Origin of the sequence: Amycolatopsis sp. WAC 01375, from assembly GCF_003947325.1 — a bacterium.
In the GTDB taxonomy this organism is placed as follows: domain Bacteria; phylum Actinomycetota; class Actinomycetes; order Mycobacteriales; family Pseudonocardiaceae; genus Amycolatopsis.
In genome coordinates, this window is the sequence record NZ_QHHW01000036.1 from 361,872 (window position 1) to 388,161 (window position 26,290).

The 26,290-nt window shown below is 69.1% G+C and carries 26 protein-coding genes; 13 read left to right on the forward strand and 13 right to left on the reverse strand.

Features of this window, described 5'->3' with window-relative positions; genetic code table 11:
• The first annotated feature begins 24 nt into the window (after window positions 1-24).
• Window positions 25-678, forward strand: coding sequence for a pyridoxamine 5'-phosphate oxidase family protein (locus DL991_RS24595; RefSeq protein WP_125786689.1), 654 nt, complete (start codon window positions 25-27; stop codon window positions 676-678).
• An 81-nt stretch (window positions 679-759) separates the two neighbouring features.
• Here DL991_RS24595 and DL991_RS24600 read toward each other — a convergent pair whose 3' ends face one another.
• Window positions 760-2,196 (reverse strand): cell wall metabolism sensor histidine kinase WalK, encoded by a 1,437-nt coding sequence (locus DL991_RS24600; RefSeq protein ID WP_125786690.1) that lies wholly within the window; start codon window positions 2,194-2,196, stop codon window positions 760-762.
• Window positions 2,193-2,888, reverse strand: a complete 696-nt coding sequence (locus DL991_RS24605; protein ID WP_125786948.1) for a response regulator transcription factor — start codon at window positions 2,886-2,888, stop codon at window positions 2,193-2,195. The genes DL991_RS24600 and DL991_RS24605 overlap by 4 nt, the downstream gene beginning before the upstream one ends.
• A 136-nt stretch (window positions 2,889-3,024) precedes the next feature.
• Here DL991_RS24605 and DL991_RS24610 point away from each other — a divergent pair, with 136 nt between their 5' ends.
• The 6 genes from DL991_RS24610 to DL991_RS24635 all read left to right on the forward strand — a co-directional run bounded on the left by DL991_RS24610 (window position 3,025) and on the right by DL991_RS24635 (window position 8,476).
• Window positions 3,025-4,380 (forward strand): ferric reductase-like transmembrane domain-containing protein, encoded by a 1,356-nt coding sequence (locus tag DL991_RS24610; RefSeq protein ID WP_199746405.1) that lies wholly within the window; start codon window positions 3,025-3,027, stop codon window positions 4,378-4,380.
• A 17-nt stretch (window positions 4,381-4,397) separates the two neighbouring features.
• Window positions 4,398-4,814 (forward strand): FMN-binding protein, encoded by a 417-nt coding sequence (locus DL991_RS24615; RefSeq protein WP_125786691.1) that lies wholly within the window; start codon window positions 4,398-4,400, stop codon window positions 4,812-4,814.
• Complete coding sequence (locus DL991_RS24620) at window positions 4,811-5,548, forward strand: FAD:protein FMN transferase (RefSeq protein WP_125786692.1); 738 nt, start codon at window positions 4,811-4,813, stop codon at window positions 5,546-5,548. Before DL991_RS24615 ends, DL991_RS24620 begins: the two co-directional genes overlap by 4 nt.
• Window positions 5,549-5,590: 42 nt before the next feature.
• Complete coding sequence (locus DL991_RS24625) at window positions 5,591-5,971, forward strand: VOC family protein (protein WP_125786693.1); 381 nt, start codon at window positions 5,591-5,593, stop codon at window positions 5,969-5,971.
• Window positions 5,968-6,795 (forward strand): bifunctional 2-polyprenyl-6-hydroxyphenol methylase/3-demethylubiquinol 3-O-methyltransferase UbiG, encoded by an 828-nt coding sequence (locus DL991_RS24630; protein ID WP_125786694.1) that lies wholly within the window; start codon window positions 5,968-5,970, stop codon window positions 6,793-6,795. Before DL991_RS24625 ends, DL991_RS24630 begins: the two co-directional genes overlap by 4 nt.
• Before the next feature lie 667 nt (window positions 6,796-7,462).
• Window positions 7,463-8,476: an asparaginase gene (locus DL991_RS24635; RefSeq protein WP_125786695.1), complete on the forward strand. Its 1,014-nt coding sequence runs from the start codon at window positions 7,463-7,465 to the stop codon at window positions 8,474-8,476.
• Between the two features lie 59 nt (window positions 8,477-8,535).
• Here DL991_RS24635 and DL991_RS24640 read toward each other — a convergent pair whose 3' ends face one another.
• The 3 genes from DL991_RS24640 to DL991_RS24650 all read right to left on the reverse strand — a co-directional run bounded on the left by DL991_RS24640 (window position 8,536) and on the right by DL991_RS24650 (window position 11,034).
• Window positions 8,536-9,015, reverse strand: a complete 480-nt coding sequence (locus DL991_RS24640) for a cysteine dioxygenase family protein (protein ID WP_125786696.1) — start codon at window positions 9,013-9,015, stop codon at window positions 8,536-8,538.
• 262 nt (window positions 9,016-9,277) lie between these two features.
• On the reverse strand, window positions 9,278-10,291 hold the full coding sequence (locus DL991_RS24645; RefSeq protein ID WP_199746403.1) for an NAD(P)H-dependent glycerol-3-phosphate dehydrogenase: 1,014 nt from the start codon (window positions 10,289-10,291) through the stop codon (window positions 9,278-9,280).
• A complete protein-coding gene (locus tag DL991_RS24650; protein WP_125786698.1) occupies window positions 10,291-11,034 on the reverse strand; it encodes a 1-acyl-sn-glycerol-3-phosphate acyltransferase in 744 nt (247 codons plus the stop codon). The genes DL991_RS24645 and DL991_RS24650 overlap by 1 nt, the downstream gene beginning before the upstream one ends.
• 99 nt (window positions 11,035-11,133) lie before the next feature.
• Between DL991_RS24650 and cofC the strand changes: the two genes are divergently transcribed.
• From cofC to DL991_RS24665, 3 genes are read left to right on the forward strand one after another with little or no spacing between them, the layout of a single operon-like run.
• Window positions 11,134-11,739, forward strand: a complete 606-nt coding sequence (gene cofC, locus DL991_RS24655; protein ID WP_125786950.1) for a 2-phospho-L-lactate guanylyltransferase — start codon at window positions 11,134-11,136, stop codon at window positions 11,737-11,739.
• Between the two features lie 58 nt (window positions 11,740-11,797).
• Window positions 11,798-14,119, forward strand: a complete 2,322-nt coding sequence (locus DL991_RS24660; protein WP_199746401.1) for an RNA degradosome polyphosphate kinase — start codon at window positions 11,798-11,800, stop codon at window positions 14,117-14,119.
• Window positions 14,116-15,051 (forward strand): NUDIX hydrolase, encoded by a 936-nt coding sequence (locus tag DL991_RS24665; RefSeq protein ID WP_125786700.1) that lies wholly within the window; start codon window positions 14,116-14,118, stop codon window positions 15,049-15,051. The genes DL991_RS24660 and DL991_RS24665 overlap by 4 nt, the downstream gene beginning before the upstream one ends.
• Before the next feature lie 647 nt (window positions 15,052-15,698).
• Here DL991_RS24665 and DL991_RS24670 read toward each other — a convergent pair.
• The 3 genes from DL991_RS24670 to leuC form a co-directional block, all read right to left on the reverse strand.
• The gene (locus tag DL991_RS24670; RefSeq protein ID WP_125786701.1) at window positions 15,699-16,364 is read right to left on the reverse strand and encodes an HU family DNA-binding protein; all 666 of its coding nucleotides are present in this window, start codon (window positions 16,362-16,364) and stop codon (window positions 15,699-15,701) included.
• A gap of 253 nt (window positions 16,365-16,617) precedes the next feature.
• The gene (leuD, locus tag DL991_RS24675) at window positions 16,618-17,220 is read right to left on the reverse strand and encodes a 3-isopropylmalate dehydratase small subunit (protein WP_125786702.1); all 603 of its coding nucleotides are present in this window, start codon (window positions 17,218-17,220) and stop codon (window positions 16,618-16,620) included.
• A gap of 31 nt (window positions 17,221-17,251) precedes the next feature.
• Window positions 17,252-18,670 (reverse strand): 3-isopropylmalate dehydratase large subunit, encoded by a 1,419-nt coding sequence (leuC, locus tag DL991_RS24680; protein WP_125786703.1) that lies wholly within the window; start codon window positions 18,668-18,670, stop codon window positions 17,252-17,254.
• 80 nt (window positions 18,671-18,750) lie between these two features.
• Between leuC and DL991_RS24685 the strand changes: the two genes are divergently transcribed.
• On the forward strand, window positions 18,751-19,452 hold the full coding sequence (locus tag DL991_RS24685; protein ID WP_007031477.1) for an IclR family transcriptional regulator: 702 nt from the start codon (window positions 18,751-18,753) through the stop codon (window positions 19,450-19,452).
• 120 nt (window positions 19,453-19,572) lie between these two features.
• Here the strand turns inward: DL991_RS24685 and DL991_RS24690 are convergent, their stop codons facing one another.
• From DL991_RS24690 to DL991_RS24705, 4 genes are all read right to left on the reverse strand, one after another.
• The gene (locus DL991_RS24690) at window positions 19,573-19,965 is read right to left on the reverse strand and encodes a hypothetical protein (RefSeq protein WP_125786704.1); all 393 of its coding nucleotides are present in this window, start codon (window positions 19,963-19,965) and stop codon (window positions 19,573-19,575) included.
• A gap of 224 nt (window positions 19,966-20,189) precedes the next feature.
• Window positions 20,190-20,852 (reverse strand): response regulator transcription factor, encoded by a 663-nt coding sequence (locus DL991_RS24695; RefSeq protein WP_125786705.1) that lies wholly within the window; start codon window positions 20,850-20,852, stop codon window positions 20,190-20,192.
• 9 nt (window positions 20,853-20,861) lie between these two features.
• Window positions 20,862-22,511: a right-handed parallel beta-helix repeat-containing protein gene (locus tag DL991_RS24700; RefSeq protein WP_125786706.1), complete on the reverse strand. Its 1,650-nt coding sequence runs from the start codon at window positions 22,509-22,511 to the stop codon at window positions 20,862-20,864.
• On the reverse strand, window positions 22,511-23,164 hold the full coding sequence (locus DL991_RS24705) for a helix-turn-helix transcriptional regulator (RefSeq protein ID WP_125786707.1): 654 nt from the start codon (window positions 23,162-23,164) through the stop codon (window positions 22,511-22,513). Before DL991_RS24705 ends, DL991_RS24700 begins: the two co-directional genes overlap by 1 nt.
• Window positions 23,165-23,323: 159 nt before the next feature.
• Here DL991_RS24705 and DL991_RS24710 point away from each other — a divergent pair, with 159 nt between their 5' ends.
• Window positions 23,324-23,989, forward strand: a complete 666-nt coding sequence (locus DL991_RS24710) for a response regulator transcription factor (RefSeq protein WP_199746400.1) — start codon at window positions 23,324-23,326, stop codon at window positions 23,987-23,989.
• Window positions 23,986-25,239, forward strand: coding sequence for a sensor histidine kinase KdpD (locus DL991_RS24715; RefSeq protein WP_125786708.1), 1,254 nt, complete (start codon window positions 23,986-23,988; stop codon window positions 25,237-25,239). Before DL991_RS24710 ends, DL991_RS24715 begins: the two co-directional genes overlap by 4 nt.
• 472 nt (window positions 25,240-25,711) lie before the next feature.
• Here the strand turns inward: DL991_RS24715 and DL991_RS24720 are convergent, their stop codons facing one another.
• Window positions 25,712-26,284: a hypothetical protein gene (locus tag DL991_RS24720; RefSeq protein WP_125786709.1), complete on the reverse strand. Its 573-nt coding sequence runs from the start codon at window positions 26,282-26,284 to the stop codon at window positions 25,712-25,714.
• Window positions 26,285-26,290 lie beyond the last annotated feature (6 nt).

Genomic DNA, 26,290 nt, shown 5'->3' on the forward strand with positions numbered 1-26,290 from the left:
ACTCCTGTGGGTGAGACTGCTCGCATGTCCACCCCGCTCTCACCCACCGACAGGACCACTCTCGGCCGCAAGAAGAACCGCGCGCTCAGCGACCGCTCGGCGCTGTACGCGGTGCTCGACGAAGGCCTGATCTGCCACCTCGGCGTCGTGCGCGACGGCGCCCCGGTGGTCATCCCGACCGGCTACGGTCGCGACGGGAACACGCTCTACCTGCACGGATCCACCGGGGCGAGGAGTATGCGCGATTCCGACGGCGTCGAGATCTGCGTCACGGTGACCCTGCTCGACGGCATCGTCTACGCGCGCTCGATCAACAACCACTCGATGAACTACCGCAGCGCCGTGATCCTGGGCAAGGCCACCGCCGTCACCGACGCCGACCGCAAGATGCACGCCCTCCGCGTACTGACCGACCATCTCGCGCCCGGTTCGTGGGAGCACGCACGGGACGTCAACGCGAAGGAGTTCGCGTCGGTTTCGGTGCTGGAACTCGACCTCACCGAGGCCTCGGTGAAGATGCGCGGCGAGGGCCCCGACGATCCCGAGGACGAGGTCGCGGCCGACCTCTCATGGGCGGGGGTGCTGCCGGTGCGGACCGTGTTCGGGGAACCGGAGCCGTCGGTGGACCTGGTTTCGGAGTGGACGGTGCCGGACCACGTGAAGGGGCGGGTCGGGTAGCGCTCACCGGCGTGCAATGAAGGACGCTTTAATAGCAAATTTTGCAATGAAAGCGTCCTTCATTGCACGCGCGAGAGGGGGTCACGGGCGGTGGCGCGGCAGCCGCACGGTGAACGTCGTCGCCCCCGGCACGCTCTCGACCTCGATCGTCCCGCCGTGCGCGGAGACCAGCGAGAGCACCACCGAAAGCCCGAGCCCGGTCCCGCCGTTGCCACGGGTGCGGGCGGTGTCGACGCGGTAGAAACGGTCGAAGATCCGCTCCCGCGCTTCCGGCGGGATCCCCGGCCCGGCATCGGTCACCCGCAGAACGACCTCCGAGTCCGAAGCCGAAGCCGACAACGCGACCGCCGTCCCGGGCGGCGTGTGCACCGCAGCGTTGGCGAGCAGGTTGTCGAGCACCTGCCGCAGGCGCACCGGATCCGCTTGCAGGACAACACCTTCCGGTAGCGCGCCGAGGCTCAGCGGATGCTCCGGGCGGCCGGCGGCGAAGGCCTCCCCCGCGTCGGTGATCAGTTCGGCGATGTCGACGTCGACCAGCCGCAACGGCGCCTCGGTCTCAGGCGCGTCGAGCCGCGCGAGGAGCAGGAGGTCGTCGACGAGCACGCTCATCCGCGCGGTCTCTTCCCGGATCTTCGACAGATGCGCGTCGCGTTCGGCGGGTTCGTTCGCCGCGGCGTAGCGGAAAAGCTCGGCGTAGCCCCGGATCGACGTCAGCGGCGTGCGCAGTTCATGGGGGGCGTCGGCGATGAACCGCCGCAGCCGTTCGTTCGCCTCCCGGCGCGCGACCAGTGAGGAATCGAGGTGCGCCAGCATCAGGTTGAACGCCGTCCGCAGCTCTTCGACCTCCGCGCCGCCGCCGTTCGCCCGCGCGCGTACCGGGAGATCGGCGTTCGTGGTGAGGTCGTGCGACGCGATGTCGTGCGCCGTCCCGGCCATGTCGCTCAGCGGCCGCAGCCCGCGCCGCAGCACCAGCCGTCCCGCGATCACCAGCACCGCCAGCGCCAGCAGGAACGCGACGACCTCGACCATCACCAGCTGGCTCACCGTCCGGTCAAGGTCCGCCTGCGGGGCGGCGCTGACCAGCACGATGTTCCGGTCCGGTTCGATCGGACAGGCCCGGACGCGGTAGGTGCCCTTGTCCTCGATGTAGACGGTGCGCAGCACTTCGGTCCGCGTCGCGTCCTCGGCGACCTTTTCGAGCGCCTTCGTGTCCGGCGGCAGGGAACCGCCGGCCTGCGGCAGCGCGTCGCCGTCCTGCACCGCGAACACCGCGGAGAACCAGCCGTAGGCCTGCTGCGGTTTCCCGCCGTGCGTGGTGCGCAGCGACGGCACCTGGCTGATCTGGGTCTTGGCGAGCTGTTCGTCGAGCCGGTCGTTCAGATAGCCCTTCATGATGCCGACCATCACGGTGCCGACGACGGCGAACACGACCAGCGCCAGCGCGCCGAGCCCGAGCGCCAGCCTTGTGCCGAGCCTCGATCGGCGCCAGGCGTCGTACCACCGGCGCAGTATCTTCATCTCGCCGCCTGCCGGACGACGTAGCCGACGCCGCGCACGGTGTGGATCAGCGGTTCGTTGCCCGCGTCGAGTTTGCGGCGCAGATGCGAGACGACGAGTTCGACCACATTGGACCGGCCGCCGAAGTCGTACTCCCAGACGTGGTCGAGGATCTGCGCCTTGGTCAGCACCGACGGCGAACGCCGCATGAGGTAGCGCAGCAGTTCGTACTCGGTCGGGGTCAGCTCCGCGGGTTCGCCGTCGCGGACGACCTCGCGGGTGTCCTCGTTCAGGGTCAGGTCGCCGACCCGCAGCACCGCCGCCTTGGCCTGGTTGGTGCTCCGCCGCAGGACCGCGCGCAGGCGCGCCATCAGTTCCTCGACGGAGAACGGCTTGACGAGGTAGTCGTCGCCGCCCCGGGTGAGCCCGGCGACACGATCCGCCGTCGCGTCCTTCGCGGTGAGGAAGACGACGGGCACCGCCGTCCCGGATTCGCGCAGCTTGTCCAGCACGGTGAACCCGTCGATCCCCGGCAGCATCAGGTCGAGCACGACGATGTCGGGCGCGAATTCGGCGGCGCGTTCGAGCGCGGCCTCGCCCGATCCGGCGGTGACGGCCTGCCAGCCCTCGTAGCGGGCGACGGTGGCCACGAGGTCGGCGATATGCGGCTCGTCGTCCACCACCAGCAGGCGGACGGGGTTCTCGGTGTTCACCACGCCATCCTCCGTGAACGCGCGCGCGAGGGCGAGGCGGGAGCGCATACGACAGGAAGCCGACAGCTTCCGCCAAGAAAGGTCACAGCTTGGCGCAGGAGGCTCGGTACTTGAACCGGACCGGAAGGAACCACGTGTGACCACCATGACGCAGACCGCCGTGAGACCGCGCCCGGCGATCCGTCCCAGGATCGCCGCACGCGCCGGGCTCTTTCTCTTCCTCGGGGCCAACGTGGCCACCGTCACCATGCTCTTCTTCGCGGCCGGGCCGTCGGACAACGTGCTGATCGGCATCGGCAGGCTCGCCGGGCTGTACGGGGCGCTGGCGATGGCGTTCCAGCTGCTGCTGGTCGCCCGGCTGCCGTGGTTCGACCGCCGTCTCGGCATGGACAAGCTCACCGGCTGGCACCGTTGGACCGGGTTCAGCCTGCTGTGGACATTGCTCGCCCACTTCGTGTTCATCGTCTTCGGCTACGCGCAGGTCGAGGACAGTGGCGTGGTGGACGAGTTCGTCACGATGGTGACCAAACTGGAGGGGATCCTTCGCGCTGTCGTCGCGTTCGCGCTGATCCTGCTCGTCGGCGCCGTTTCCGCCCGCTTCGCCCGCCGTCGGCTGGCGTACGAGACCTGGCATTTCCTCCATCTCTACACCTATGCCGCGGTCGTGCTGGCGTTCAGCCATCAGATCGCGCTCGGCGGATCGTTCGCGTCGTCGCCGGGTGCTCGGGCCTACTGGTGGGCGGTGTGGGGTGTCGCGCTCGGCTCGGTCTTCGCCGGCCGTGTGGCGCTGCCGCTGGCACGAAACCTGCGTCACAAGTTGAGGGTCGTCGCCGTGGTCCCGGAATCCGACGACGTCGTCTCGGTGTACATCTCCGGCGAGCACCTCGACAAGATGCCCGCGAGGGCGGGTCAATTCTTCCTGTGGCGCTTCATGACCAGGGATCGCTGGTGGCAGGCCAATCCGTTCTCGCTGTCGGCCGCGCCGGACGGCCGTACGCTGCGGCTGACCGCGAAAGCCGCCGGTGACGGCAGCGCGTCCTTGCGGTCGCTGAAAGTCGGCACCCGCGTGTTCGCCGAAGGCCCGTACGGCGCGTTCACCACGATGCACCAACAGAAGCCGGACGCGCTGCTGGTCGCGGGCGGCGTCGGGATCACGCCGATCCGCGCGCTGCTGGAGGAGATCTCCGGCCACGTCGTGGTGCTCTACCGCGTCCGTACCCGGTTCGACGCCGTCCTGCTGCCGGAGCTGATCGGGCTCGCGCGGGCGCGCGGCGCGGTCGTCCGGGTCCTCAGTGGACCGTCCGATCAGACCGGTCCGCACGGTCCGGTGCTCGGCGCGCACAGCCTTCGGCAGCTGGTGCCGGACATCCGGAACCGGGACGTCTTCGTCTGCGGCCCGCCGGGGATGACCTCGGCGACGCTGCGCAGCCTGCGTGAACTGCGGGTGCCGAACCAGCAGGTCCACGCCGAACGCTTCAGTCTCGCCGCCTGAGCCAGGGAGTCCCGATCATGAAGAAGACCATCGTCGCCGCCACGGTCGCCCTTTCGGCCGCGGGCTTCCTCGGTGTCTGGCTGTACGAACCGGGCCCGCTCGGATCGGAGACCGTCGCCGTCGCCGCACCCGCCCCGACATCGTCTACTTCGGACGGTGGCGCGTCCGAAGGCGCCGAGCGCACCATCGACGGTTCGGTCGAGAGCAACCGCTATGGCACCGTGCAGGTGCGGCTGGTGATCTCGGCCGAGGACAAGATCTCCGAAGTCCGTCTGCTGCAACGGCCCACCAGCGGTCGCGGGGTCGACGCGATCCCGATCCTGCAGGAAGAGACGCTGACCGCGCAGAGCGCCGACATCGACACCGTCTCCGGGGCGACGTCCACGAGCGAGTCGTACGTCAAATCGCTACAGGCGGCGCTGGACGCCAGATGAACCGTGTCGAACAGGTGATGGGGCTGCCGGTCTCGGTCGACGTCAGGGCGGGTGGCGCTCTGGTCGACCACGCCATCGACGGCGTCTTCGGCTGGCTGCGGGAGGTCGACGCGCGGTTCAGCCCGTTCAAGGCCGACAGCGAGGTGTGCCGTTACGACCGTGGCGAACTCGCGCCCTCGGAGCTGAGCGACGACCTCCTGGAAGTGCTCTCGCTGTGCGATCACTACGAACGGCTGTCCGGCGGGGCGTTCACCGCCCGGCTCCCCGGACGGCGGCTCGACCCGAACGCGGTGGTCAAGGGCTGGGCGGTGCAGCGGGCGGCGTCCCTCCTGCTGGCCGAGGGCCTGGACGTCTTCTGCCTCAACGCGGGCGGGGACGTCGTCACCGCCGGCGAACCGGAACCCGGCCGCGCCTGGCGGGTCGGTATCCGGCATCCCGAACAGCCCGGCGCGGTGTGCGCCGTGGTGGAATCGTCCGGCGGCGCCGTCGCGACTTCGGCGGAATACGAGCGTGGGACGCACATCCTGGACGGGCGGACCGGGCGCCCGCCCACCGGGCTGCTGAGCGTCACGGTCGCGGCGGACGACCTCGTCACCGCGGATTCCCTGGCCACGGCCGCTTTCGCGATGGGGACCGAAGGAATCGCGTGGGTCGCGTCACAACCGGGGTGCCACGTCCTGGTCATCGACGCGGAACGGCAGGTTCATCGGTCGCCTGGGCTTCGGCTCGCTTAAACCGTTGGCCGGGCTTCGCGGGCTCGGGCAGACTGCGGCGCCATGACCTCTGTCGTACAGAACTTCTTCTTCGACTGCGCCGACGCTTACGAACTGGGGCGATTTTGGAGCGGCGTCGTCGGCAAGCCGATGGCCGACGACGATCAGCCCGGCGACCCCGAAACGATCATCGAGCTGGACAACGGCGTGACCCTGTTCTTCGGGCAGGTCCCAGAGCCGAAGACGGTGAAGAACCGCATCCACCTTTGCCTCCAGCCGGATATCCCTCGCGACGAGGAGATGGAGCGCCTGCTCAAGCTCGGCGCGACCCTCGTGCACGACCGGCGCAATCCGGACGGCACCGGCTGGGTCGTCCTCGGGGATCCCGAAGGCAACGAATTCTGCGTGCTGCGCAGCGCCGCCGAAAAGGCCGCCACTTCATGACGGATTACGTGACCGTCAACCGCGCGAACTGGGACGAACGCGCTCCCGCGCACGCGGCGTCGGCGGATTACGGCTACGAGAAGTTCGTCGCGGACCCCACGCACCTCAGCGGTGTGGTCACCTTCGACCGGCCGCTGCTCGGCGACGTCTCCGGCGCGCGCGGCGTACACCTGCAGTGCCACATCGGCACGGACACGCTTTCCCTGTCCCGCCTCGGCGCACGGATGACCGGCCTCGACTTCTCCGCGCCCGCGCTGGAGATCGCGCGACGGCTGGCCGCCGAGACCGGCGCGGAGATCGACTACCACGAGTCCGATGTGTACGGTGCCGCCGACGTACTGGGCGCCGGGGAATTCGACCTCGTCTACACGGGAATCGGCGCGCTCTGCTGGCTGCCCGACATCACCCGCTGGGGACAGGTCGTCGGCGCGTTGCTGCGGCCGGGCGGGCGGCTGTTCATCCGGGACATGCACCCCATGCTGGGCACCCTCGACGAGACCCAGCCGCTGATCACGCCGCGCTATCCGTACTTCGAGCAGTCCGAACCGCTGGTGTTCGACGAACCGGGGACCTATGTGGACACCGACGTCTCGTTCCAGCACAACCGGACGCACGAGTGGAACCACGGGCTCGGCGAGATCGTCATGTCGCTGCTCGACGCGGGGCTGACGCTGACGCGGCTCGTGGAGCACGACAGCGTGCCGTGGAACGCGCTGCCCGGGTTCATGACCCTGAACGAGGCGACCGAAGAATGGCGGCTGACCGAGGATCCGCAGCGGCTGGCGGCCAGTTTCACCCTCGAAGCCGTGAAGCGATCTCGGTAGCGCGGCGGTTTCGCGTGACTGGACGGACGACACACGTGACTGGACGGACGACTCGCGTGATTGGGCGGCCGACTCGCGAGACGTCCGTCCAGTCACGTGTGTCGGCCGTCTGATCACGCGAGTCGTCCGTCTGATCACGCGAAACCGCCGGTTTGGTCGTGAGTGTCGGGTCGTGGGGGCCAACCGGGCCGCGGGTCCGTGTTGTGGAGGGGTCGTGAATGGCGATTCGGGTTAGAGCCCGAGGCTCTTAGGTACCTACTGCGATTCCGGCTGTGGTTGATCCCAGGTGCGTTCCGTGAAGGCCTCCTTGAGGGACCCAGAGTCCCTCAAGGAGGCCTTCACGGACTCGGCCATCGTCACGTTCGCCCCACCGGCACCAGCAGTCACAACAGGTGCGCGTGAGGGGCCCCTTCCCTACTCTCAGGGTAGGGAAGGAGTCCTTCACGGACCTGCGATCCCGACCCACCCACCACTTGGTACCTAGCTTCAGTGCTTCCGACGGCCCGACGTCGAACTCTCATGTCGCGAAAGCTCACGTGAGCGCCCGACTGGAGTCCTTCACGGACCAGGGCCTGGCACCAACCGCAGCCGGAACCCACGTAGATACCTAAGACACCCTTGGCTCTAACGACCCAAAACACTCACGGGACTTTGGGAGAATGTCCGTATGAGCGTCTCTCCCGAGAATCGGCCCCTTGTCGCCGTCGCCGCACTGGGCGGCACCATCTCCATGGTCCCCGGCGACGGTGAAGACCACGCCGTCCCCCGCCTCACCGCCGCCGACCTGCTCGGCGACCTGGGCGACGACCTCGAGATGGACGTCCGCGCGGAGACGTTAGCGGGGATTTCCAGCGCGTCGATGGACTTCGCGACCCTGATCCGGACGCGAGACTGGGCCGCCAAGTCCGTCGACGAAGGCGCTGAAGGTGTCGTCGTTATCCAGGGCACGGACACGCTCGAAGAGACGGCGTACTTCTTCGAACTGACTTGGGCTTCCGAGGCGCCGATCGTGATCACCGGCGCGATGCGCAATCCCAGTCTGCCCAGCGCCGACGGCGCGGGGAACGTGCTCGCCGCGTTGACCGTCGCCGCCGATCCCCGCAGCCGGGGCCGCGGCTCGCTGGTCGTGTTCAACGACGACGTCCACGCCGCGCGCTGGGTCCGCAAGACACATTCGAGCCACGTCGAGGCTTTCTCCTCGAATCCCGCCGGGCCGCTCGCGCTCGTCAGCGAGGGCTTGGTGCACTACTTCCACCCGGTCGCCGCCCGCCCGGCGGCGTTGCCGCTGGGGGACGCGGACTTCTCCGGGCTGGTGCCGATCGTCGAGAGCGGCGTCGAGGACACCGGCGAGCTTCTGGAAACGCTGGTCAAGGCCGGGGTCAAGGGCGTGGTGCTCGCCGCGAACGGCGCCGGGCACGTTTCGGCGGGGTCCGCCGACGTGATCGAGCGGGTGCTGCCGGAGGTGCCGATCGTGGTCGCCGGCCGCACCGGCGCCGGGCCGACGTTCCGCGGTACCTACGGCTTCCGCGGTTCCGAATCGGATCTGATCGCGATGGGCGCGACCATGGCAGGTTGGCTGGATCCGCGTAAATCCCGGCTCTTGCTGCACATCCTGCTCGCCACCGGCGCTCCGCGAGACCGCATCGAAGCCGAATTCCGGCTCCGGGGCGACCTCACCTGACGCTCCCCCGCGCCGCAATTCGTCACCTACTTGCGCCGGAGAGCCGCGCGAGTAGGTGACTAAATGCGGGACGGGCCGGAGATGGGGTCCAGGTGGTACGGGCGCATGGTGCGGGTCTGGTGCCGGTAGACGTGCACGCTGACGGCCGGGTCCGGCCCGTCGTTGCGTACTTCGTGGACGTACCCCGGGCCGAAGACGCGAGACTGGCCCTCCGACAGCGAATGCAGCTCCGTCACCGCCCGCCCGTCGACGGCGCGCCGGGCGACCGTCTCGCTCAACTGCCCGCTGACCACGGTGAACGCGCCCGCGGCGAATTCGTGGTCGTGCAGGTCGGTGCGCTGGCCGGGCAGCCAGCTCATCAGCCAGATCTCCTGGAGTTCGTCGGCGTCGACGAGGGCGGAGAAGCGTTCCTCGGGGTCGTAGCGCAGCAGGTGGCGCCAGCGGTCACGGTCCGCGGCGAACTCGAGCGCGACGCGCACCGGGTGGCGCAGGGCGGGGTTTTCGGGGATGACGAGCGTGTTGTCCGGGACGGCGAACATGAAGAAGTCCTCGCAAAGGAAAGAAGGTGTCGAGCTGGGCCGGGGCTGAGTTCACCGACAACAGCGACACGACGCACACGAGACGGCGCCAAGACCCGAGAGGCCCCGCGACACAGTCATCTCACGTGCGAACATGCCTTCAGCGAACCAGGGCGGAACCCGGCGGTCAACCGATCTCATACCGTGGACCGTGAGTCCCTCACCTGGATCCCATGCTCGCAGCACGGATCCGCCCTGGTCTGTCGCGATAGTGCGGTCTTCCTCAGGACCACTCGTGCTTCTGCGACCGGCCGAGCAGTTCGGCTCCGGCACGCCGGGGGTCGACCCCTTCATGGCAGACGCGGTGCATCGCGTCGGTGATCGGCATGTCGACGCCGAGGCTCTGCGCGAGTTCCCGGATCGACGTGCAGGACTTGACGCCCTCGGCGACCTGGCCGCCGGTGGCCGCCAACGCCTGCTCCAGCGTCTCACCCCGGCCGAGTCGCTCGCCGAAGGTCCGGTTGCGCGACAACGGCGACGAACAGGTCGCCACCAGGTCGCCGACGCCGGCCAGCCCGGCGAAGGTCAGCGGGTCGGCGCCGAGTTTCGCGCCGAGCCTGGCCATCTCGGCCAGCCCGCGGGTGATCAGCGTGGCCACGGTGTTGGCGCCAAGGCCGAGCCCCGCCGCCATCCCGCAGCTGAGCGCGATGACGTTCTTGCACGCCCCGCCCAGCTCACAGCCGACGACGTCGGTGTTGGTGTACGGCCGGAAGTACTGGTTGAAGCTCGCCTGCTGGATCGCCTTGGCGTTGTCGTGGTCGGTGCAGGCCAGCACCGCCGCCGCCGGCTGCCCCAGTGCGATCTCCTTCGCCAGGTTCGGCCCGGACACGACCACGATCTGCCCGGCGTCGACGCGGGCGATCTCGGCGATGACCTCGCTCATCCGCTTGAGCGTGCCCAGTTCGACGCCTTTCGCGAGGCTCACCAGGATCGCGTCGGACGGCAGCAGACCGGACCACTCGGACAGCTTGGTCCGCAGCGTCTGGCTCGGCACCGCGAGGACCACGGCCTGCGCGCCGTCGAGGGCTTCGGCCGGATCCGCCGTCGCGGTGATCCGCTCCGGCAATTCGATACCGGGTAAATAGGACGAATTGAGATGCCGCTCCCGGATCTCTTCCGCGATCTCGGGCCGCCGCGCCCAGACGGTCACGTCCCGTCCCGCGTCGCCGAGCACCTTCGCGAACGCCGTGCCCCACGATCCGGCGCCGAGCACGGTCACCCGCTGGACCTGGGCCATCAGTCGTCGTCCTCCGGCTTCTTCGCGGGCGGTTCCTCCTGGCGGATCTCCGCGAGCAGGGCGGTGATCTCGGTCATCATCAGGTCGGTGACCTCGCGCAGCTTGGAGGCGCTGCGGGTGGAACCCTCCTTGTACGGCGAAAGATCCATCGGCTCGCCGACCAGGTGCGTGATCGTCTTGCGCGGGAACGGCGTGAACTTCTTCGTGTAGCCGTTGAAGATGTGGTTAGTGCCCCAGCGGGCGACCGGGATCACCGGCACGTCGGTCTCCAGCGCGAGCCGCGCGGCCCCGGTGAACGGCTTCTTCGGCCAGCCGTCCGGATCTTTGGAGATCGTCCCCTCTGGATAGATCACCACGACCTTGCCGTCACGTAACGCCTGGTGGGCGGCCTTGAGGCTGTCGCCGGCGGCGGCCGAACCGCGGGAGACCGGGATCTGACCCGCGCCCACGAAGATCTTGCCGAAGACCGGTGTCCTGGTCAGGCTCTCCTTGCCGAGGAAACGGGGCACCCGCCGCTGGCGGTGCACGAACACCGCGTCCACCGCCGGATCCATGTGGGACACGTGGTTGAGCAGGAGCAGCGCGCCGCCTTCGCGGGGGATCCGCTCGGCGTTGCGGTAGACCCGCTTGCCGATGGCCGTCGCCGGGTAGAACAGTGCGGCGGCGATGCCCACCCAGATGCCGCCCTTCTCACGCCGGGCCAATTCGTCCTCCTCGAAGTCACACGTGTCGTCCCAGGCCACTGATCCTGCCGCGCGCACGCGAGCGCGGTCCAGGGAGGGTCGGGTAAGAAGAGAGATGTGGACAGTGCAGGCAGTGCGGGCATCGACCTGATCGTGCCGATGAAACGCCCCGCCGAGGGCAAGTCGCGGCTTCGTGGCGCGGTCGTGCCCGAGCGGCACCCCGATCTGGTGCTGGCGCTGGCCTACGACACGCTGGCCGCGGCGACCTCCGCGGACGGCGTCCGCCGGGTGCTGGTGGTCGCCGCCGACCCGGCGTCGGTGGCGGAGCTCACCGAACTGGGCGTCGAAATCGTCACCGAGCCGTCACGCGGCGGGTTGAACGCGGCTCTGCGTCACGGCGAAGAGCTGCTGCGCCGGGACACGCCGTCCGGTCTCGTCGGTGCCCTGCAGGCCGACCTGCCCGCGCTGCGCACCGAAGACCTCACCGCCGCCCTCGCCGAGGCCGCCGGGCGACGGGCGTTCGTAGCGGACCGGCAGGGAACGGGGACGACCCTGTTGCTCGCGGGGGCGGGCCATCGCCTGGAGCCCCGGTTCGGCGAGGGTTCCGCGCGGGCGCACACCGTCTCCGGTGCGACCCCGCTCACGATCGCCGCGGAATCGCTCCGGGCCGACGTCGACACCGCGGATGATCTCGCTCACGTCCGCACCCTGGGTGCCGGAAAGCGCACTTCAGCGCTGTTGGGGACACCCTGCGTGGCGATGTGACGAGAGTTCACCCCGGCGACCCGCGCGCGGCGCACATAATCGCGCCGAGTGGTGAACAATGAAGTCCGTGAGCACAAATGACGGCGGCACCCCGAACTCGGCAAGGAAGCGGAAGACCTCCGCCGCGAAACCGGAACCCGACCACGGCACGGCGAAACCCGTCCGGGCGGGGAAGAGCGCCTCCGCGGCGAAGACGAGCACCCCGACTCCACGCGTGGCCGTCCGGGCGACGCGCGGCGGTTCGGCGAGCCGTCCCGCGCAGGAGTTCCGCGCGCTGCCTGCCGCGCCTCCCGCGGTGACGTCGGCGCCCACCGCCGTCGAAACCCTGCCCGACGACCGGTACTTCAACCGTGAGCTGTCATGGCAGGACTTCAACGCGCGCGTGCTCGCGCTGGCCGAGGACGAGTCGCAGCCGCTGCTCGAGCGGGCCAAGTTCCTGGCGATCTTCGCGTCCAATTTGGACGAGTTCTACATGGTGCGGGTCGCCGGGCTGAAACGCCGCGACGAGACCGGCCTCCCGGTGCGCAGCGCGGACGGGCTCACCCCGCGCGAGCAGCTGGCCTACATCGCCAAACGCAACCAGGACCTGGTCGAGCGGCACACCAACGCCTTCGAGCTGCACCTGCGGCCGCAACTGGCCGACGAGGACATCCTCATCGTCGGCTGGAACGACCTGACCGGCGCCGACCAGCTCCGGCTGTCGAACTACTTCAGCGAGCAGATCTTCCCGGTGCTCACACCGCTGGCAGTGGATCCCGCGCACCCGTTCCCCTACATCTCCGGCCTTTCGCTCAACCTGGCCATCACCGTCCGCGACCCCGAAGCGGGCACGGAGCGGTTCGCGCGCGTCAAGGTGCCGAGCAACGTGCCGCGCCTGATGCGGATCGAGCAGCAGCCGAGGGAGAGCCACACCGCGACGTTCCTTCCGTTGGAGGAGTTGATCGCCGCCCACCTCGGCGAGCTGTTCACCGGGATGGAGGTCACCGAGCACCACGCGTTCCGGGTCACCCGCAACGCGGACTTCGAAGTCGAAGAGGACCGGGACGAAGACCTTCTCCAGGCGCTGGAACGGGAACTGGCGCAGCGCCGGTTCGGCCCGCCGGTGCGGCTGGAGGTGGCGCAGGACATGAGTGAGCACATGCTCGAACTGCTGCTGCGCGAACTGGAGGTCGACCCGCGCGACGTCGTCGAGGTCCCCGGTCTGCTGGATCTGACCTGCCTGCACCAGTTGTCCGGTGTCGACCGGAAGGAACTCAAGGACCGCCCTTTCGTTCCCGCCACGCATCCGGCGTTCGGTGAGCGCGAGACGCCCAAGTCGGTGTTCGCGACGCTGCGCGAGGGCGACGTCCTCGTGCACCACCCGTACGACTCGTTCTCCACCAGCGTCCAGCGGTTCATCGAACAGGCCGCCGCGGACGACAAGGTACTGGCGATCAAGCAGACGCTGTACCGCACCTCCGGCGACTCCCCCATCGTCGACGCGCTGATCGACGCCGCCGAGGCGGGCAAACAGGTCGTCGCGCTGGTCGAGATCAAGGCACGGTTCGACGAACAGGCCAACATCACCTGGGCCCGCACACTGGAACGCGCCGGCGTGCACGTGGTCTACGGGCTCGTCGGGCTCAAGACGCACTGCAAGGTGTCGATGGTGGTGCGCCAGGAGGGTTCGACCATCCGCCGCTACTGCCACATCGGCACCGGCAACTACAACCCGAAGACCGCGCGCCTGTACGAGGACCTCGGCATCCTGACCGCCGACCCGACGATCGGCGCGGATCTGACGGATCTGTTCAACGTGCTCACCGGGTACTCCCGTCAGGACACCTACCGCAACATCCTCACGTCGCCGCACGGGATCCGCCGCGGCATCGTGCGCGCGATCGGCGAGGAGATCGAACTCGCCCGCGCCGGCCAGACCGCCGGGATCCGGATCAAATGCAACTCGCTCGTCGACGAGCAGGTGATCGACGCGCTGTACCACGCTTCGCAGGCGGGAGTGCCGGTCGACATCGTGGTGCGCGGGATCTGCTCGCTGAAACCGGGCGTGGAGGGACTGAGCGAGAACATCCACGTGCGGTCCATCCTCGGCCGTTTCCTGGAGCACTCGCGCGTCTTCACCTTCCGTGCGGGCGGCACGCGGTGGATCGGCAGCGCGGACATGATGCACCGCAACCTGGACCGCCGGATCGAGGCGCTGGTGCGGGTCAAGGATCCGAAGCTGACGGCGCAACTGGACTACATCTTCGAATCCGCGCTGCATCCGTCGACCCGCTGCTGGGTGCTGAACTCGACCGGTGAGTGGACCCCGTTCCCGGCTTCCGGCGACGACGTCCGCGACCACCAGGTCGAGCTGGCGAAGCGGCACGGGGCCGCGGGATGAGCGGGATCGTCCGGGCGGCGGGAGCCGTTCTCTGGCGTCGTGACGGAGACCGGATCGAGGTCGCGCTGGTCCACCGGCCGCGCTACGACGATTGGTCGCTGCCGAAGGGAAAGCTGGATCCGGGCGAGACCATCGCGCGGGCGGCGGTCCGGGAGATCGAAGAGGAGACCGGATTCGAGGCCGTGCTCGGCCGGTATCTGGTCCGGACCGAATACACCGTGGCGGGACTGCCGAAGACCGTCGACTACTTCTCCGCGCACGCCGTTTCCGGCGCCTTCGCGCCGAACGAGGAAGTCGACGAGCTGCGCTGGCTCGACCCGGAAGCGGCGGAGAAACTGCTGACGCGGACAGAGGACGTGCGGGTGCTGCGCGAGTTCTCCGCGCTGCCGCCCGAACTCACCACGGTGATCCTGGTGCGGCACGCCAAAGCGGGTAAACGCGACGAGTGGAACGGCGACGACGACCTGCGGCCGCTGTCGGACGCGGGCCAGCGTCAGGCCGAAGCATTGCGTTCGCTGTTGCGGCACTACGCGCCCGGCAGGGTGCTTTCGGCACCGCGGCTTCGTTGCGTCCAGACGGTGAACGGGCTCGCCGAGGATCTCGGCGTCGAGATCCGGCACGAGCCGCTGCTGTCGGAAGAGGGCTACTGGCCGGACCCGGTGCTCGGCGTCGCCCGGCTGCTGGCCATCGCCGGAGACGGCGGGACGCCGGTGATCTCCAGCCAGGGCGGGGTGATCCCGGACGTCGTCAGCGCGCTGGCCGACCGCGACGGTGTCGACCTGCCCGCCGCACGCGGCAGCGTGGTGCCGTCGAAGAAGGGTTCGTTCTGGGTGCTGTCCTTCCGGCCCCCGACCGAAGAGAACGGGCCGGTGCTGGTGGCCGCGGACTATTTCGCGTCGCCTTTGCCCACCCCGGCTCCCGCACATCCCTGACGCGGTCGCGGCGAAGACGTTGCGAAAGCCACTTTCGCAACGTTGATGGTTGTGAAAGTGGCTTTCGCAACCCCCGGTGAGCGACGACCGGGGCCTGCCCATCCCCGACGCTCGCCTGCGCTTATTCACCGAACCCGCGTGATCGGGGCCGTAACTCGCGTGTCTGAAGCCGTATCACGCGTGCTTGGAGCCGTAACTCACGAGTTCGTCTTCCAGTCACGTGAGTTACGGCCCCGATCACGCGAGTTACGTCTTTGATCACGGGTGTTCGGCGTCTGGACACAGGGAAAGTCGCGAGGCTCCCCCACGTGGGTGACGTCCTACTCCGGCAGTGTTCCCGCCCGCCGTCGATCGTCGCTCCACTGTGGAGGGCGGCACCGGGAAGCGCGGCGATGCGTCCATCGGGGTGACCGGGAGAACCCCATCGAAGCGGATTCTTTGCCGCGACTTCGCCCAGCGGCACGAGAATCACAGCACATCCGGCCCCTGAGCCGCCGCGGATCCCTTCCGGAGCCGTGATCCCCCGGACACCGCGCGCGGGCGCGTCGGGGGAAACCAGGCGGCCGCACGGCAGACGGCCGAAAAATGCGGCAGGGCCCCGCGCGGTGCGCGGGGCCCTGCCGTTGGCTCACTCGTGATGAGAGAGCTTACTTCTTCTTCGCCGCGGCCGAAGTCCGCTTGGCCGGAGCCTTCTTCGCGGGGGCCTTGGCAGCAGTCGCCTTGGCGGCCGGCTTCGCGGCGGCCTTGGTGGCGGTCGCCTTCTTGGCCGTGGTGGCGCGAGTCGTGGCCTTGGCCGCGGTCTTCGGCGCCGCCTTGGCAGCGGTCGTCTTGGCGGCGGCCTTGGTCGCGGTCGCCTTGGCGGCCGGCTTCGCAGCCGTACGCGTCGTGGCGGCGGCGGCGCGGGTCCGCGTGGTGGTGGAACGCGTCGCGGCCGGGCGGCTGGCGGCCGTCCGGGTCGTCGTCGCGCGGGTGGCGGTGGCGCGAGTGGCGGTGCCGGCGGTCGCACGCTTCACAGCGGTGGCCTTCGGCAGCTTCTTCGAACCACTGATGACGTCCTTGAAGGTCGTGCCGGCGCGGAACGCGGGCACGTTGGTCTTCTTGACGCGAACGGTCTCACCGGTGCGCGGGTTCCGCGCGGTGCGGGCGGCGCGGGCGCGCTTCTCGAACACACCGAAGCCGGTGATGTTCACCTTCTCGCCCTTGTTGACCGTCCGGATGATGATGTCGACAAGGCCATCGACGGCCTCCGACGCGACCTTCTTGTCGCCCAGGCGCTCCGACAGCGCCTCGATCAGCTGGGCCTTGTTGGCCATTCCAGTCCTCCAAGAAGAACTACTTGTACACGGCCCCGTCGGCCGACTTAGCGCACACGGTATTACCAATGCAGCACAAATTCCAAACGACGCGCGGAAATTTCCCTTGTCTCGGGGGCTGTTCCGCCTCCCGAGGGACCCCTTCAGGGCCTCTCGAGGTGCCGTTCGGTGTGGTTTCGGGGCTGTGTCGAGTACCCAAGGCCGGGGTGCGGATTCCCTGCTCAGCAAGGGAATCCGCCCCCTTTGACCGGCCCTAGGAGTGGGCAGCCGGGAGGGTCACCGGCTTCCAGGAGGGGCGCTGGGTCTCGAAAGTGTCGATCTCCTCCGCGTGGCGGAGTGTCAGGGCGATGTCGTCGAGCCCTTCGAGGAGCCGCCAGCGGGTGTAGTCGTCGATCTGGAAGGGCGCGGTGAAGTCCTTGGCTCGTACCGTCTTCGACTCGAGGTCCACCGTGACCTCCGTCCCCGGCTCGTTTTCGAGCAGCTTCCAGAGCAGTTCGACGTCCGCCTGCTCGACCTGAGCGGCGACGAGGCCCTGCTTGCCGGAGTTGCCGCGGAAGATGTCCGCGAACCGGGAGGAGATCACGGCCCGGAAGCCGTAGTCCATCAAGGCCCAGACGGCGTGCTCGCGGGAGGAGCCGGTGCCGAAGTCCGGGCCCGCGACCAGGACCGACCCGTTCTTGAAGGGCTCTTGGTTGAGGATGAACGACTCCTCGGAGCGCCAGGCGGCGAAGAGCCCGTCCTCGAAGCCGGTGCGGCTCACGCGCTTGAGGTAGACCGCCGGGATGATCTGGTCAGTGTCCACGTTGGACCTGCGCAGCGGGACCCCGACGCCGGTGTGGTGGGTGAACGCGTCCATGTTGGGAACTCCTTCGCGGATGTCAGCGATGTCAGCGAGCGACGGCGGGCTGGAGGTCTTCGGGGCTGGACAGCGTGCCCCGCACGGCCGTGGCGGCCGCCACGAGCGGTGAGACCAGATGCGTCCGGCCGCCCTTGCCCTGCCTGCCTTCGAAGTTGCGGTTCGACGTCGACGCGCTCCGCTCACCCGGCTTCAGCTGGTCCGGGTTCATGCCGAGGCACATCGAACAGCCCGCCTGACGCCATTCCGCGCCCGCTTCGGTGAAGATCCGGTCCAGGCCTTCGGCTTCCGCCGCCTGGCGGACCCGCATCGAGCCGGGGACGACGAGCATCCGGACCGAATCGGCGACCTTGTGCCCGCGCAGGACGTCCGCGGCGGCCCTCAGATCCTCGATACGGCCGTTCGTGCACGAGCCGAGGAAGACGGTGTCCACCGCGATCTCCCGCAGCGGCGTGCCCGGCTTCAGGTCCATATAGGACAGGGCCTTTTCAGCGGCGATGCGCTCGTTCTCGTCACCGATCCGCTCGGGGTCCGGCACCTCGGCGCCCAGCGGGAGCCCTTGGCCCGGGTTCGTGCCCCAGGTCACGAAAGGCGTGAGCTCGTCGGCGTTCAGATGCACCTCAGCGTCGAAGACGGCGTCGTCGTCGGTGCGGAGTTCGCGCCAATTTTCGACAGCGGCGTCCCAATCGGCGCCCTGCGGCGCGTGCGGACGGCCCTTCAGATACGCGAACGTCGTCTCGTCCGGTGCGATGAGCCCGGCGCGCGCGCCCGCTTCGATGGACATGTTGCACACCGTCATCCGGGCTTCCATCGACAGCTTTTCGATGGCCTCGCCTCGGTACTCGAGGACGTAGCCCTGCCCGCCGCCGGTGCCGATCTTCGCGATCACCGCGAGGATGACGTCCTTCGCGGTGACGCCGGGGCGCAGCGAACCGTCGACCGTGATCGCCATCGTCTTGAATGGACGGAGCGGCAGGGTCTGGGTCGCCATCACGTGTTCGACCTCGGAGGTGCCGATCCCGAAGGCCATCGCGCCGAAGGCACCGTGCGTCGAGGTGTGACTGTCACCGCACACCACGGTCATTCCCGGCTGGGTCAGGCCCAGCTGCGGGCCGATGACGTGCACGATGCCCTGTTCGGCGTCGCCCATCGGGTGCAGCCGGACGCCGAACTCCTTGCAGTTGGTGCGAAGGGTGTCGACCTGGGTGCGGGACACGGGATCCGCGATCGGCAGCTCGATGTCGATCGTCGGGACGTTGTGGTCCTCGGTCGCGATGGTGAGGTCGGGGCGGCGCAGTTTCCGGCCCGCCAGGCGGAGTCCGTCGAACGCCTGCGGGCTGGTGACCTCGTGCAGCAGGTGCAGATCGATGTAAAGCAGGTCAGGCTCGGCCCCCTCGCCGCGCCGCACCAGGTGCGACTCCCACACTTTCTCGGCCAGTGTCCGGGGCATTTTCCGGCTCCTCACATGCGGTGAAATCGGTACTTCCCACCATCTGGACATCTCAAACTTCGGGAAGATAGTATCGGCTTGTGGGACAGCATAGCGGTATCGGAGTACTCGACAAGGCCGTGGCCGTGCTTCAGGCCGTGGCCGAAGATCCTTGTGGCCTGGCGGAACTGTGCACGCGGACCGGTCTGCCGCGTGCGACGGCGCACCGGCTGGCGGTCGGCCTCGAAGTGCATCGCCTGTTGCGCCGCGGCCCCGACGGCCGCTGGCGGCCGGGTACCGCACTCGCGGAACTGGCGGGCGGTTCGACCGACCCGCTGCTCGACGCGGCGAGTTCGGTGCTGCCGAAATTGCGCGACATCACCGGCGAAAGCGTTCAGCTGTACCGCCGCGACGGCGTCCAGCGCGTCTGCGTTTCGACCGCGGAGCCGCCGAGCGGGCTCCGTGACACGGTGCCGATCGGTTCACGGCTGCCGATGACCGCGGGCTCCGGCGCGAAGGTGCTCGCCGCGTGGTCGGATCCGCACACGCAGCGGACGATCCTCACCGAGGCGGTGTACGGAGAGCGCACACTGCTCGAGGTCCGCCGCCGCGGCTGGGCCCAGAGCGTGGCGGAACGGGAACCCGGTGTGGCGAGTGTCTCGGCGCCGGTACGGGATTCGACGGGCACCGTCGTCGCCGCGGTGTCGGTTTCCGGGCCCATCGAACGTATAGGGCGTAAACCGGGGGCACGCTGGGCCGCGGACCTGCTCGCCGCCGCGGACGCGCTCCAGGAGCGCCTCTGAGCTCAAGACGCGGTCCCGGGCGCAAACCGGGAAGGCGCAAGTCCTGCCTCGAAGACGAGTGAAGGCCCCCTGCGTCGGCAGGGGGCCTTCATCGTTTCCGTCCTGAATGGACCGGCGGGCTCAGAACTCGTCGGCCTCGGTCAGCTCGTGTTCGAGCGCGTCGGCACGCGTGACGAGGGACTTCAGCGGATGTTCGAACTCGTTGACCAGGTTCAGGTCGACCAGCGGGACCGTGTGCTTGAGCAGCGCGACGCCGTCCACGACGGCCGCGCCGCCGACCGAACCGCCGCCCGCCAGTTCGAGCAGGCGCCGCAGATCGATCTTGTCTGCCCAGCCGACCGGGGACGAGATCTCGACCCACTCCGCGCCGTCATGGTCGGGCAGGTGGTGCAAGGAGACCTGCTGTCCGCGGCCGTCCTCGGTGTCGACACGGAACCGGAGCCAGTCCCCCCGCTCTTCGAGCACTTCGTACCGTGCCCGGACGAAATTGATCACGCCTGCCCAGATGGACACCCTCGTCACCTCTCGGTTTCGCCGCCTCGTGCGCTGTCGAGCATGGCACATCCGGGGCATGCCGGGTGTCGACGGTCTCGTTCGGGCGGGGTTTCGGGCGGACCGGGAGCGGCCGCGCGTTGCGAAAGCCACTTTCGCAACGTTGAAGGTTGCGAAAGTGGCTTTCGCAACCCGCCACGGCGGGGTGGCCGTGAGCGGCGGCCGGGGCTGCCCCGTCCGTGGGGCTAAAGCGGCGCCATCCGGTAGCCCGACCCCCGCACGGTGTGGATCAGCGGAGGATCCTTGAGTTTCCGCCGCAGCCGCGCGATCACGACGTCGAGCACGTTCGACGCCGGATCCGCCATCTCGTCCCACGCGTACCGGATGAGTTCCCGCCGCGAGACCGGGCGTCCGGTCGCGGCCATCAGCCGTTCCATGACGAGGTACTCCTTGCGGGTCACGGTGAGCAGCACCCCCGCCCGCGAGAGCTGGTGCCTGCCGGTGTCGAGTTCGACGTCGGCGCAGCGAAGGATCACCGCCTGCCCGGCCATGTCACGGCGGCACAGGCTGCGCACCCTGGCGATCAGTTCCGGCATCGCGAACGGCTTGACCAGGTAGTCGCCGCCGCCGACGCGCAAGCCGTCGATCCGGTCGGCGACGCTGTCGCGCGCGGTCAGGAACAGCACGGGCAGCGGCCATCCGGCGCTGCGCCGGTTGCGGACGTACGACAACGCGTCGCCCGAAGGAAGCATCCGGTCGAACACCGCGCAGTCGTAGGCGTTCACCATCAGCGCCTCGTCGGCGCCGGGCAGATCGGCGGCGGTGTCCACCGCGAAGCCGTCGCCGCGCAGGGCGAATTCCAACGCCACCCGCAAGTTCTCGTCGTCCTCGGTCACCAGCACCCGCACGGGGCCACGCTATCGTGCGATGGCCGCCTCCACGTCGGCCACGTGCAACCCGCGCAGTTCTTCGAGCGCGGGCATCCGCCCCAGCAGCCGCAATCGTTGTGACTGAGCCGTGCGCGCCTTCTCGAACAGCAGGCGCGCGTCGCGCGCGTTGCCGAAGTTGACGTCTCCGGAAACGCGCCCGAAGTGGCCGGTCAGCACGGGACCGGCGTCGGGATCGAGTTCGTAGTCCCCGGCGGACGCCATCCGCCCGAAGATGGCGAGAAGTTCGGCGGGGCTGTAGTTCTCGAACTGGATCGTCTTGCCGAAGCGCGACGCGAGACCGGGGTTGGCGGCGAGGAAGTCGACCATCTCGTCGGTGTACCCGGCCACGATCACCGCCACCTCGTCACGATGTTCCTCCATCAGCGGGACCAGGGTGTCGATCGCCTCCTGGCCGAAATCGCCGCCGGAGCCGGCGAGCCGCGTGAGCGTGTACGCCTCGTCGATGAACAGGACACCGCCTTTGGCCTCTTCGAACACCGTCGCGGTCTTTTCCGCCGTATGCCCGATGTACTGCCCGACGAGATCGCGGCGCGACACCTCGCGGAACTGACCGACCGGCAGGACTCCCAGCGCCTTCAGCAGTTTGCCGTAGATCCGCGCGACCGTGGTCTTCCCGGTGCCGGGCGCGCCCGCGAAGATCAGATGGTGCCCGGCGGCACCGACCGGCAGCCCGGCCCGGCGGCGCCATTCGTTGACCTGCAACTCGTCGACAAGCGAGCGGACCTCTTCCTTGACCTCGGGAAGGCCGATCATCGCGTCGAGTTCGGCGAGCATCTCGTCCAGTGCGTCGTCCCCCACGGTGCCGGGGTCCGCGGCATCACCGATCGTCGGCGTCGCCCCTTCGGCGATCGCGATTCCCGGTTCCGCGGTGTTCGCGACCCGGCACGCGGAGATCTCGCCGCCGCAACCGGAAGCGAACGAGATCCCCGGGCCCCGGGTGTCGGTGACCGTGCACCGCTTGAGTACCGGCACCCCGTGGTGCGCGACGGCGATCCCTTCGTGACCGGTGTGCGAGACGGTGCAGCCTTCGATGACCGGCCTGGCGTACTGGTAGACGTAGATACCGCGCAGGCCGCAGCCGGTCACCGTGCAGCCGGTCACGACCGGATCGGCGCCCTGTCCGAGGGTGATCCCGTCCCCCGTCACGTCCTCGACGGTGGTGTCCTCGATCCTCCCTGGCGAGCCGTCGACGAGGATCCCCTGCTCCGTCCCCGAAATCACGCAACCGCTCACGGTGAACGCCGTCGTGCCGCGAATCGCGATCGCCGGGCCGCGTCCACCGGAGACGGTGCAGTTCCGGACCGCGAGTTCCGTGTCGTCCGCCTGGATCGCGGACGCGCCGCCAGCCAGGACTTCGATCCCTTCGAGGACGAGCGCTCCGCCGGTGCTGCGGAAAACGGGCCGGTCCGCGCCCCTGCCGTCGATGACGACCGTGGCGCCGTCGGACGCGGCCAAGGTCACCCGCAGGCCGGTCAGTTCGACGGTCTCCGCGTATTCACCGCCCGCGATGGTGATGACGGCGCCGTCGGACGCTTCCGTCAAGGCGTCACCGATGGTCGGATACGCGCCTGGCCGCTGCGACACCAGCAGGACACGGCCGGGAGTCGAGATCGTCATCAGCCGGCCTTCGCCATCAGCCAGCCGCGATCGACGGCTTTGGCGCCGGCCTGGAACCGGCTGCGGGCGCCGAGCCGGTTCATGATGTCGGCGACCATCCGGCGCACCGTACGCACCGAGACGCCGAGCCTCGCGGCGGCGGATTCGTCGGTCGTACCGGAGAACAGCAGCGTCAGCAGCTCCTGCTCGCGGCCGGTCAGGATCGAGGCGTTTTCGGCCTCCCGGAGGTCCAGCGGGACGAGCGGCGCGGCGGCCTGCCAGATCCGCTCGAAGAGGCCGACCGTCGCGGTGACCACGCCGGGCAGCCGGAACACCGCGGAACCGGCCTGCCTGCCCTCCGCGGGAAGGACGACCGAAGTCCGGTCGATCACCAGCGCGTCCATCGGGACCTCGGCGTCGGTCCGCACCTCGGCCCCGGCCCGCGAAAGCCGGTTGAGCGCGCCGGACATCCGGGCGGAGTCGGGGAAGAGCACCTTGTGGCGTACGCCGGGACGCACGTTCGCGAGCGCGATCCGCTGGAACGCGGTGTCCGTTCCCGTACTCATCACGAGCACCTCGCCGGTCGCTTCCGCGAGCAGCTCGCCGAGTCCCGCCCGGTCGCCGCCCTGGCCCGTTCCCGTGACCAGGCTGAGCTGGCCGGTCTGCACGGTCATCGCAGGTACCTCCCTCTTCCCCCCGGCGCGGTGCCGCCGACGACGTCCTGTTCATGCCAGTTCCCGCCGTCCGGACGGCCGCGGGCACCCGACGCGTTAGCGTTCAGGGGCACCGGGAACTGCATGCGTCTACTTTCGCTGTCCGAACATGAGGTTTTGATGACACGGGTGTTGGTCGTCGAAGACGACGAGAATCTGCGGCTCGCGCTGGTCACGCAGCTCCGCGCGGCCGGCTTCGTCGTCGGCGAGGCCGGCGACATCGCGACCGCGGACCGGCTGCTGCGCGAAACGCGCCACGACTGCGTGGTGTTCGACCGGATGCTGCCGGACGGCGACGCCATCGAATACGTCCACATGCGACGGCAGCTGGGCTGGCGGGCGCCGGTGCTGTTCCTCACCGCCCGCGACGCGCTCGCCGACCGGGTGGCCGGCTTCGAGCACGGCGGTGACGACTACCTCGTGAAGCCGTTCGTGATGGCCGAGCTGACCGAGCGGGTGACCAATCTGTGTCACCGCTCCGCGTTCGACCGGCCCTCGGTGCTGCAGCATGAAGACCTGGTGATGGATTGCGCGCGGCGTGAGGTGCGCCGGGCCGGCGTGCTGCTCACCTTGACCAACAAGGAGTACGCGGTGCTCGAATACCTGCTGACCAGGGCCGGCCTGCCGGTGCAGCGGGCGGATCTGATCGAGCACTGCTGGGACGCGCAGGCCGATCCGATGTCCAATGTGGTCGACGTGGTGGTGAAGCGGTTGCGCCGCAAGCTGAAGGAACCCGAACTGATCCACGCCGTCCGCGGCCTCGGCTACCGGCTGGGCGCCCGGTGAACACCCACTCCTCGGCCGATCGTCTGCGCAGGCTGCGCTGGACGCTGACCGCGTTGTTCACCGTGATGAACACCCTCGGGCTGGTGGTCTTCGCGTGGCTGCTCATCAACGAGGACGGCGACCAGGGCGAAGAACGGATCGACGCCGCGCTGACCCAGGTCACGTCTTCGGTCAGCAGGCTGGTCGAATTCGACGGCACCGTCGGCTTCGGTCTGGTCAACACCGACGTGCTGAACGACCGCTGCCCGCAGTTCGCGGTCCTGCCCGGCGGTGCGCCCGCGTTCGAGCCGCATCTTTCGCGGGCGAACTGCGTCCCGATGAGCATGCAGCTGTTGACCGGGCTCGCCACCGAAGCGGTGCAGACCGGCAAGCTGGTGCAGGGCCACCAAAAGGCGACCAACGGCGACGTGGTCAAGGTCCGCGCCGAACCCCTGCGCGACGGCGACGGCAAGACCTTCGCGGCCGTCGTCGCGGTGCAGTCGACGGAGACCGAAGACGCCGCGCACACCCAGTTCACGCTGCTGGTGATCGGCGGCACCGTGCTGCTGGTCGCGATACTGGGGTTCGCGGGCCACCTGCTGTCCGGCCGGTCGATCCGGCCCGCGGCCGCGGCCTTGCAGCAGCAGGAAGTCCTGCTCGCCGAAACCGCGCACGACCTCCGCACCCCGGTCGCCGCCCTGCGCGCGCTCGCCGAAACCGCGATGGCCAACCCCGCGCAGTCGGCGGAACTCCTGCCGCGGACCGTCCGCCTCGCCGCGAGAATGGGCGGCATCATCGACGACCTGCTCGTCCGCGCCCGGCTCGCCGCGGGGGTGGAACAGCTGAGCATCCAGCCGATCTGGCTCGACCAGCTGGTGGTGGGCATCGTCGAAGACACCGCGACCGAGGGCGCCGAGGTCACCGTCACCGCCGCGCCCACGAAGGTCGACGCCGACCCCGCGCTGCTGCAACGGGCCATCGGCAACCTTCTCGACAACGCCGTGCGCTACGGCCGCCAACCGGGAGCGAAGGCTTTCGTGCACCTGACCGTCGCCGGCGGCACCGTGACCGTCGCGGACCACGGCCCGGGTATCGACGCCGCGCTGGCGGGCGAGGCGTTCGACCGGTTCGCCAGCACCGGCGGCTCTTCCGGGCTCGGGCTCTCGATCGTGCGGTGGGTCGCGCAGGCGCACGGCGGCACTCTCGCGGTGTACAACGCCGACGAGGGCGGCGCGATCTTCGAACTGCGGTTCCCGGTCAGCCCCAACTGACCGGGAAGACACCGCACGTTCCCCGACCCGTCCCAGCCGGGTTCCGCGCCGGAAATGCGGCGCATATTGAGGGGAAGGCAAAAGGGGCGTGCCCGAGTCCGTGGTGGGAGTGGGTCGCCATGGAGCCTGGCGCGCTCTTGACCGTCCATAAGGGACGCCAGCCGGGCAAAGGTGTCCATTTTGGGACTTTTCGCGGGGGTCGTGAGTGGTAATGAGGGTTAGAACGACCATTCTCACTCACGACCCCCACGCGAAACCGTTCATATAGCCGTCAACCGGACATTTCGCCAGCCGAAGTATCCCTTGTGGACACTCAAGGCACGGCCGACTCCCGTAGTCAATCCCGGGTCGTACTCGGGCGGGCAGGCGAGGAAGCCGGACCGCCGACTTAGTTGGTACGAGGACGAACCGGCAACACCACCAGCAGAAACCTGGATTCACCGACTTATGCACCGCATGAACGGGACCTGCCCTAGCCGGGTTCCACTTCGATCCCGGTCAGCTCGCCGAACGCGGCCACAGTGGACACTGGATCGTCGTAAGTCACCAGGTCGACACCGGGCTCGGCGAAGGGACGCGAAGCACGCAGGGCGATCTGTTGCCCGGTACGCAGTCGCAGGATCAGCACCCGCACGTCGCCGACGCCCGGCGGCTCCTCGGCGAAGACGCGATTCAGCGAGGCTCCGATTTCCCGGTCGGTCTGCGGAACGCGCGCGACCGCGGGCGCGTCCTGCAAGGCGGCCCACTCGCTGGTGCCGCTGGTCGAGTAGGGCGGTTCGGGCCACGGCCCGCGATCGTCGAGGGCCCGCACCAGCCGAGCGAGGAAGTCGCGGGTGGCGTCCTCGTCGTCCTGTTCGCCGGCTATCCGTTCGCCGGAGCCGAGGGCCTCCGTGGCCGCCCGGTGGTAGTCCGCCACGGGGAGCGTGAAGAACCGTTGACGGATCAACTCGTCCGCGACCCGCTCGACGAGCTCGTCGTCCGCACGCTGCCGCAGGCCGGCCGCGTAGGTGAGCTGGTTGACGTATCCGCGCCACGGGAACTTCACTTGCCT

Excerpts from the sequence above, each read along its gene's own strand:
- DL991_RS24595 (WP_125786689.1), top strand. The coding sequence starts at position 25 with ATGTCCACCCCGCTCTCACCCACCGACAGGACCACTCTCGGCCGCAAG.
- DL991_RS24600 (WP_125786690.1), bottom strand. The coding sequence starts at position 2,196 with ATGAAGATACTGCGCCGGTGGTACGACGCCTGGCGCCGATCGAGGCTC.
- DL991_RS24615 (WP_125786691.1), top strand. The coding sequence starts at position 4,398 with ATGAAGAAGACCATCGTCGCCGCCACGGTCGCCCTTTCGGCCGCGGGC.
- DL991_RS24620 (WP_125786692.1), top strand. The coding sequence starts at position 4,811 with ATGAACCGTGTCGAACAGGTGATGGGGCTGCCGGTCTCGGTCGACGTC.
- DL991_RS24625 (WP_125786693.1), top strand. The coding sequence starts at position 5,591 with ATGACCTCTGTCGTACAGAACTTCTTCTTCGACTGCGCCGACGCTTAC.
- DL991_RS24630 (WP_125786694.1), top strand. The coding sequence starts at position 5,968 with ATGACGGATTACGTGACCGTCAACCGCGCGAACTGGGACGAACGCGCT.
- DL991_RS24635 (WP_125786695.1), top strand. The coding sequence starts at position 7,463 with ATGAGCGTCTCTCCCGAGAATCGGCCCCTTGTCGCCGTCGCCGCACTG.
- DL991_RS24640 (WP_125786696.1), bottom strand. The coding sequence starts at position 9,015 with ATGTTCGCCGTCCCGGACAACACGCTCGTCATCCCCGAAAACCCCGCC.
- DL991_RS24645 (WP_199746403.1), bottom strand. The coding sequence starts at position 10,291 with ATGGCCCAGGTCCAGCGGGTGACCGTGCTCGGCGCCGGATCGTGGGGC.
- cofC (WP_125786950.1), top strand. The coding sequence starts at position 11,134 with ATGAAACGCCCCGCCGAGGGCAAGTCGCGGCTTCGTGGCGCGGTCGTG.
- DL991_RS24660 (WP_199746401.1), top strand. The coding sequence starts at position 11,798 with ATGAAGTCCGTGAGCACAAATGACGGCGGCACCCCGAACTCGGCAAGG.
- DL991_RS24665 (WP_125786700.1), top strand. The coding sequence starts at position 14,116 with ATGAGCGGGATCGTCCGGGCGGCGGGAGCCGTTCTCTGGCGTCGTGAC.
- DL991_RS24670 (WP_125786701.1), bottom strand. The coding sequence starts at position 16,364 with ATGGCCAACAAGGCCCAGCTGATCGAGGCGCTGTCGGAGCGCCTGGGC.
- leuD (WP_125786702.1), bottom strand. The coding sequence starts at position 17,220 with ATGGACGCGTTCACCCACCACACCGGCGTCGGGGTCCCGCTGCGCAGG.
- leuC (WP_125786703.1), bottom strand. The coding sequence starts at position 18,670 with ATGCCCCGGACACTGGCCGAGAAAGTGTGGGAGTCGCACCTGGTGCGG.
- DL991_RS24700 (WP_125786706.1), bottom strand. The coding sequence starts at position 22,511 with ATGACGATCTCGACTCCCGGCCGTGTCCTGCTGGTGTCGCAGCGGCCA.
- DL991_RS24705 (WP_125786707.1), bottom strand. The coding sequence starts at position 23,164 with ATGACCGTGCAGACCGGCCAGCTCAGCCTGGTCACGGGAACGGGCCAG.
- DL991_RS24710 (WP_199746400.1), top strand. The coding sequence starts at position 23,324 with ATGACACGGGTGTTGGTCGTCGAAGACGACGAGAATCTGCGGCTCGCG.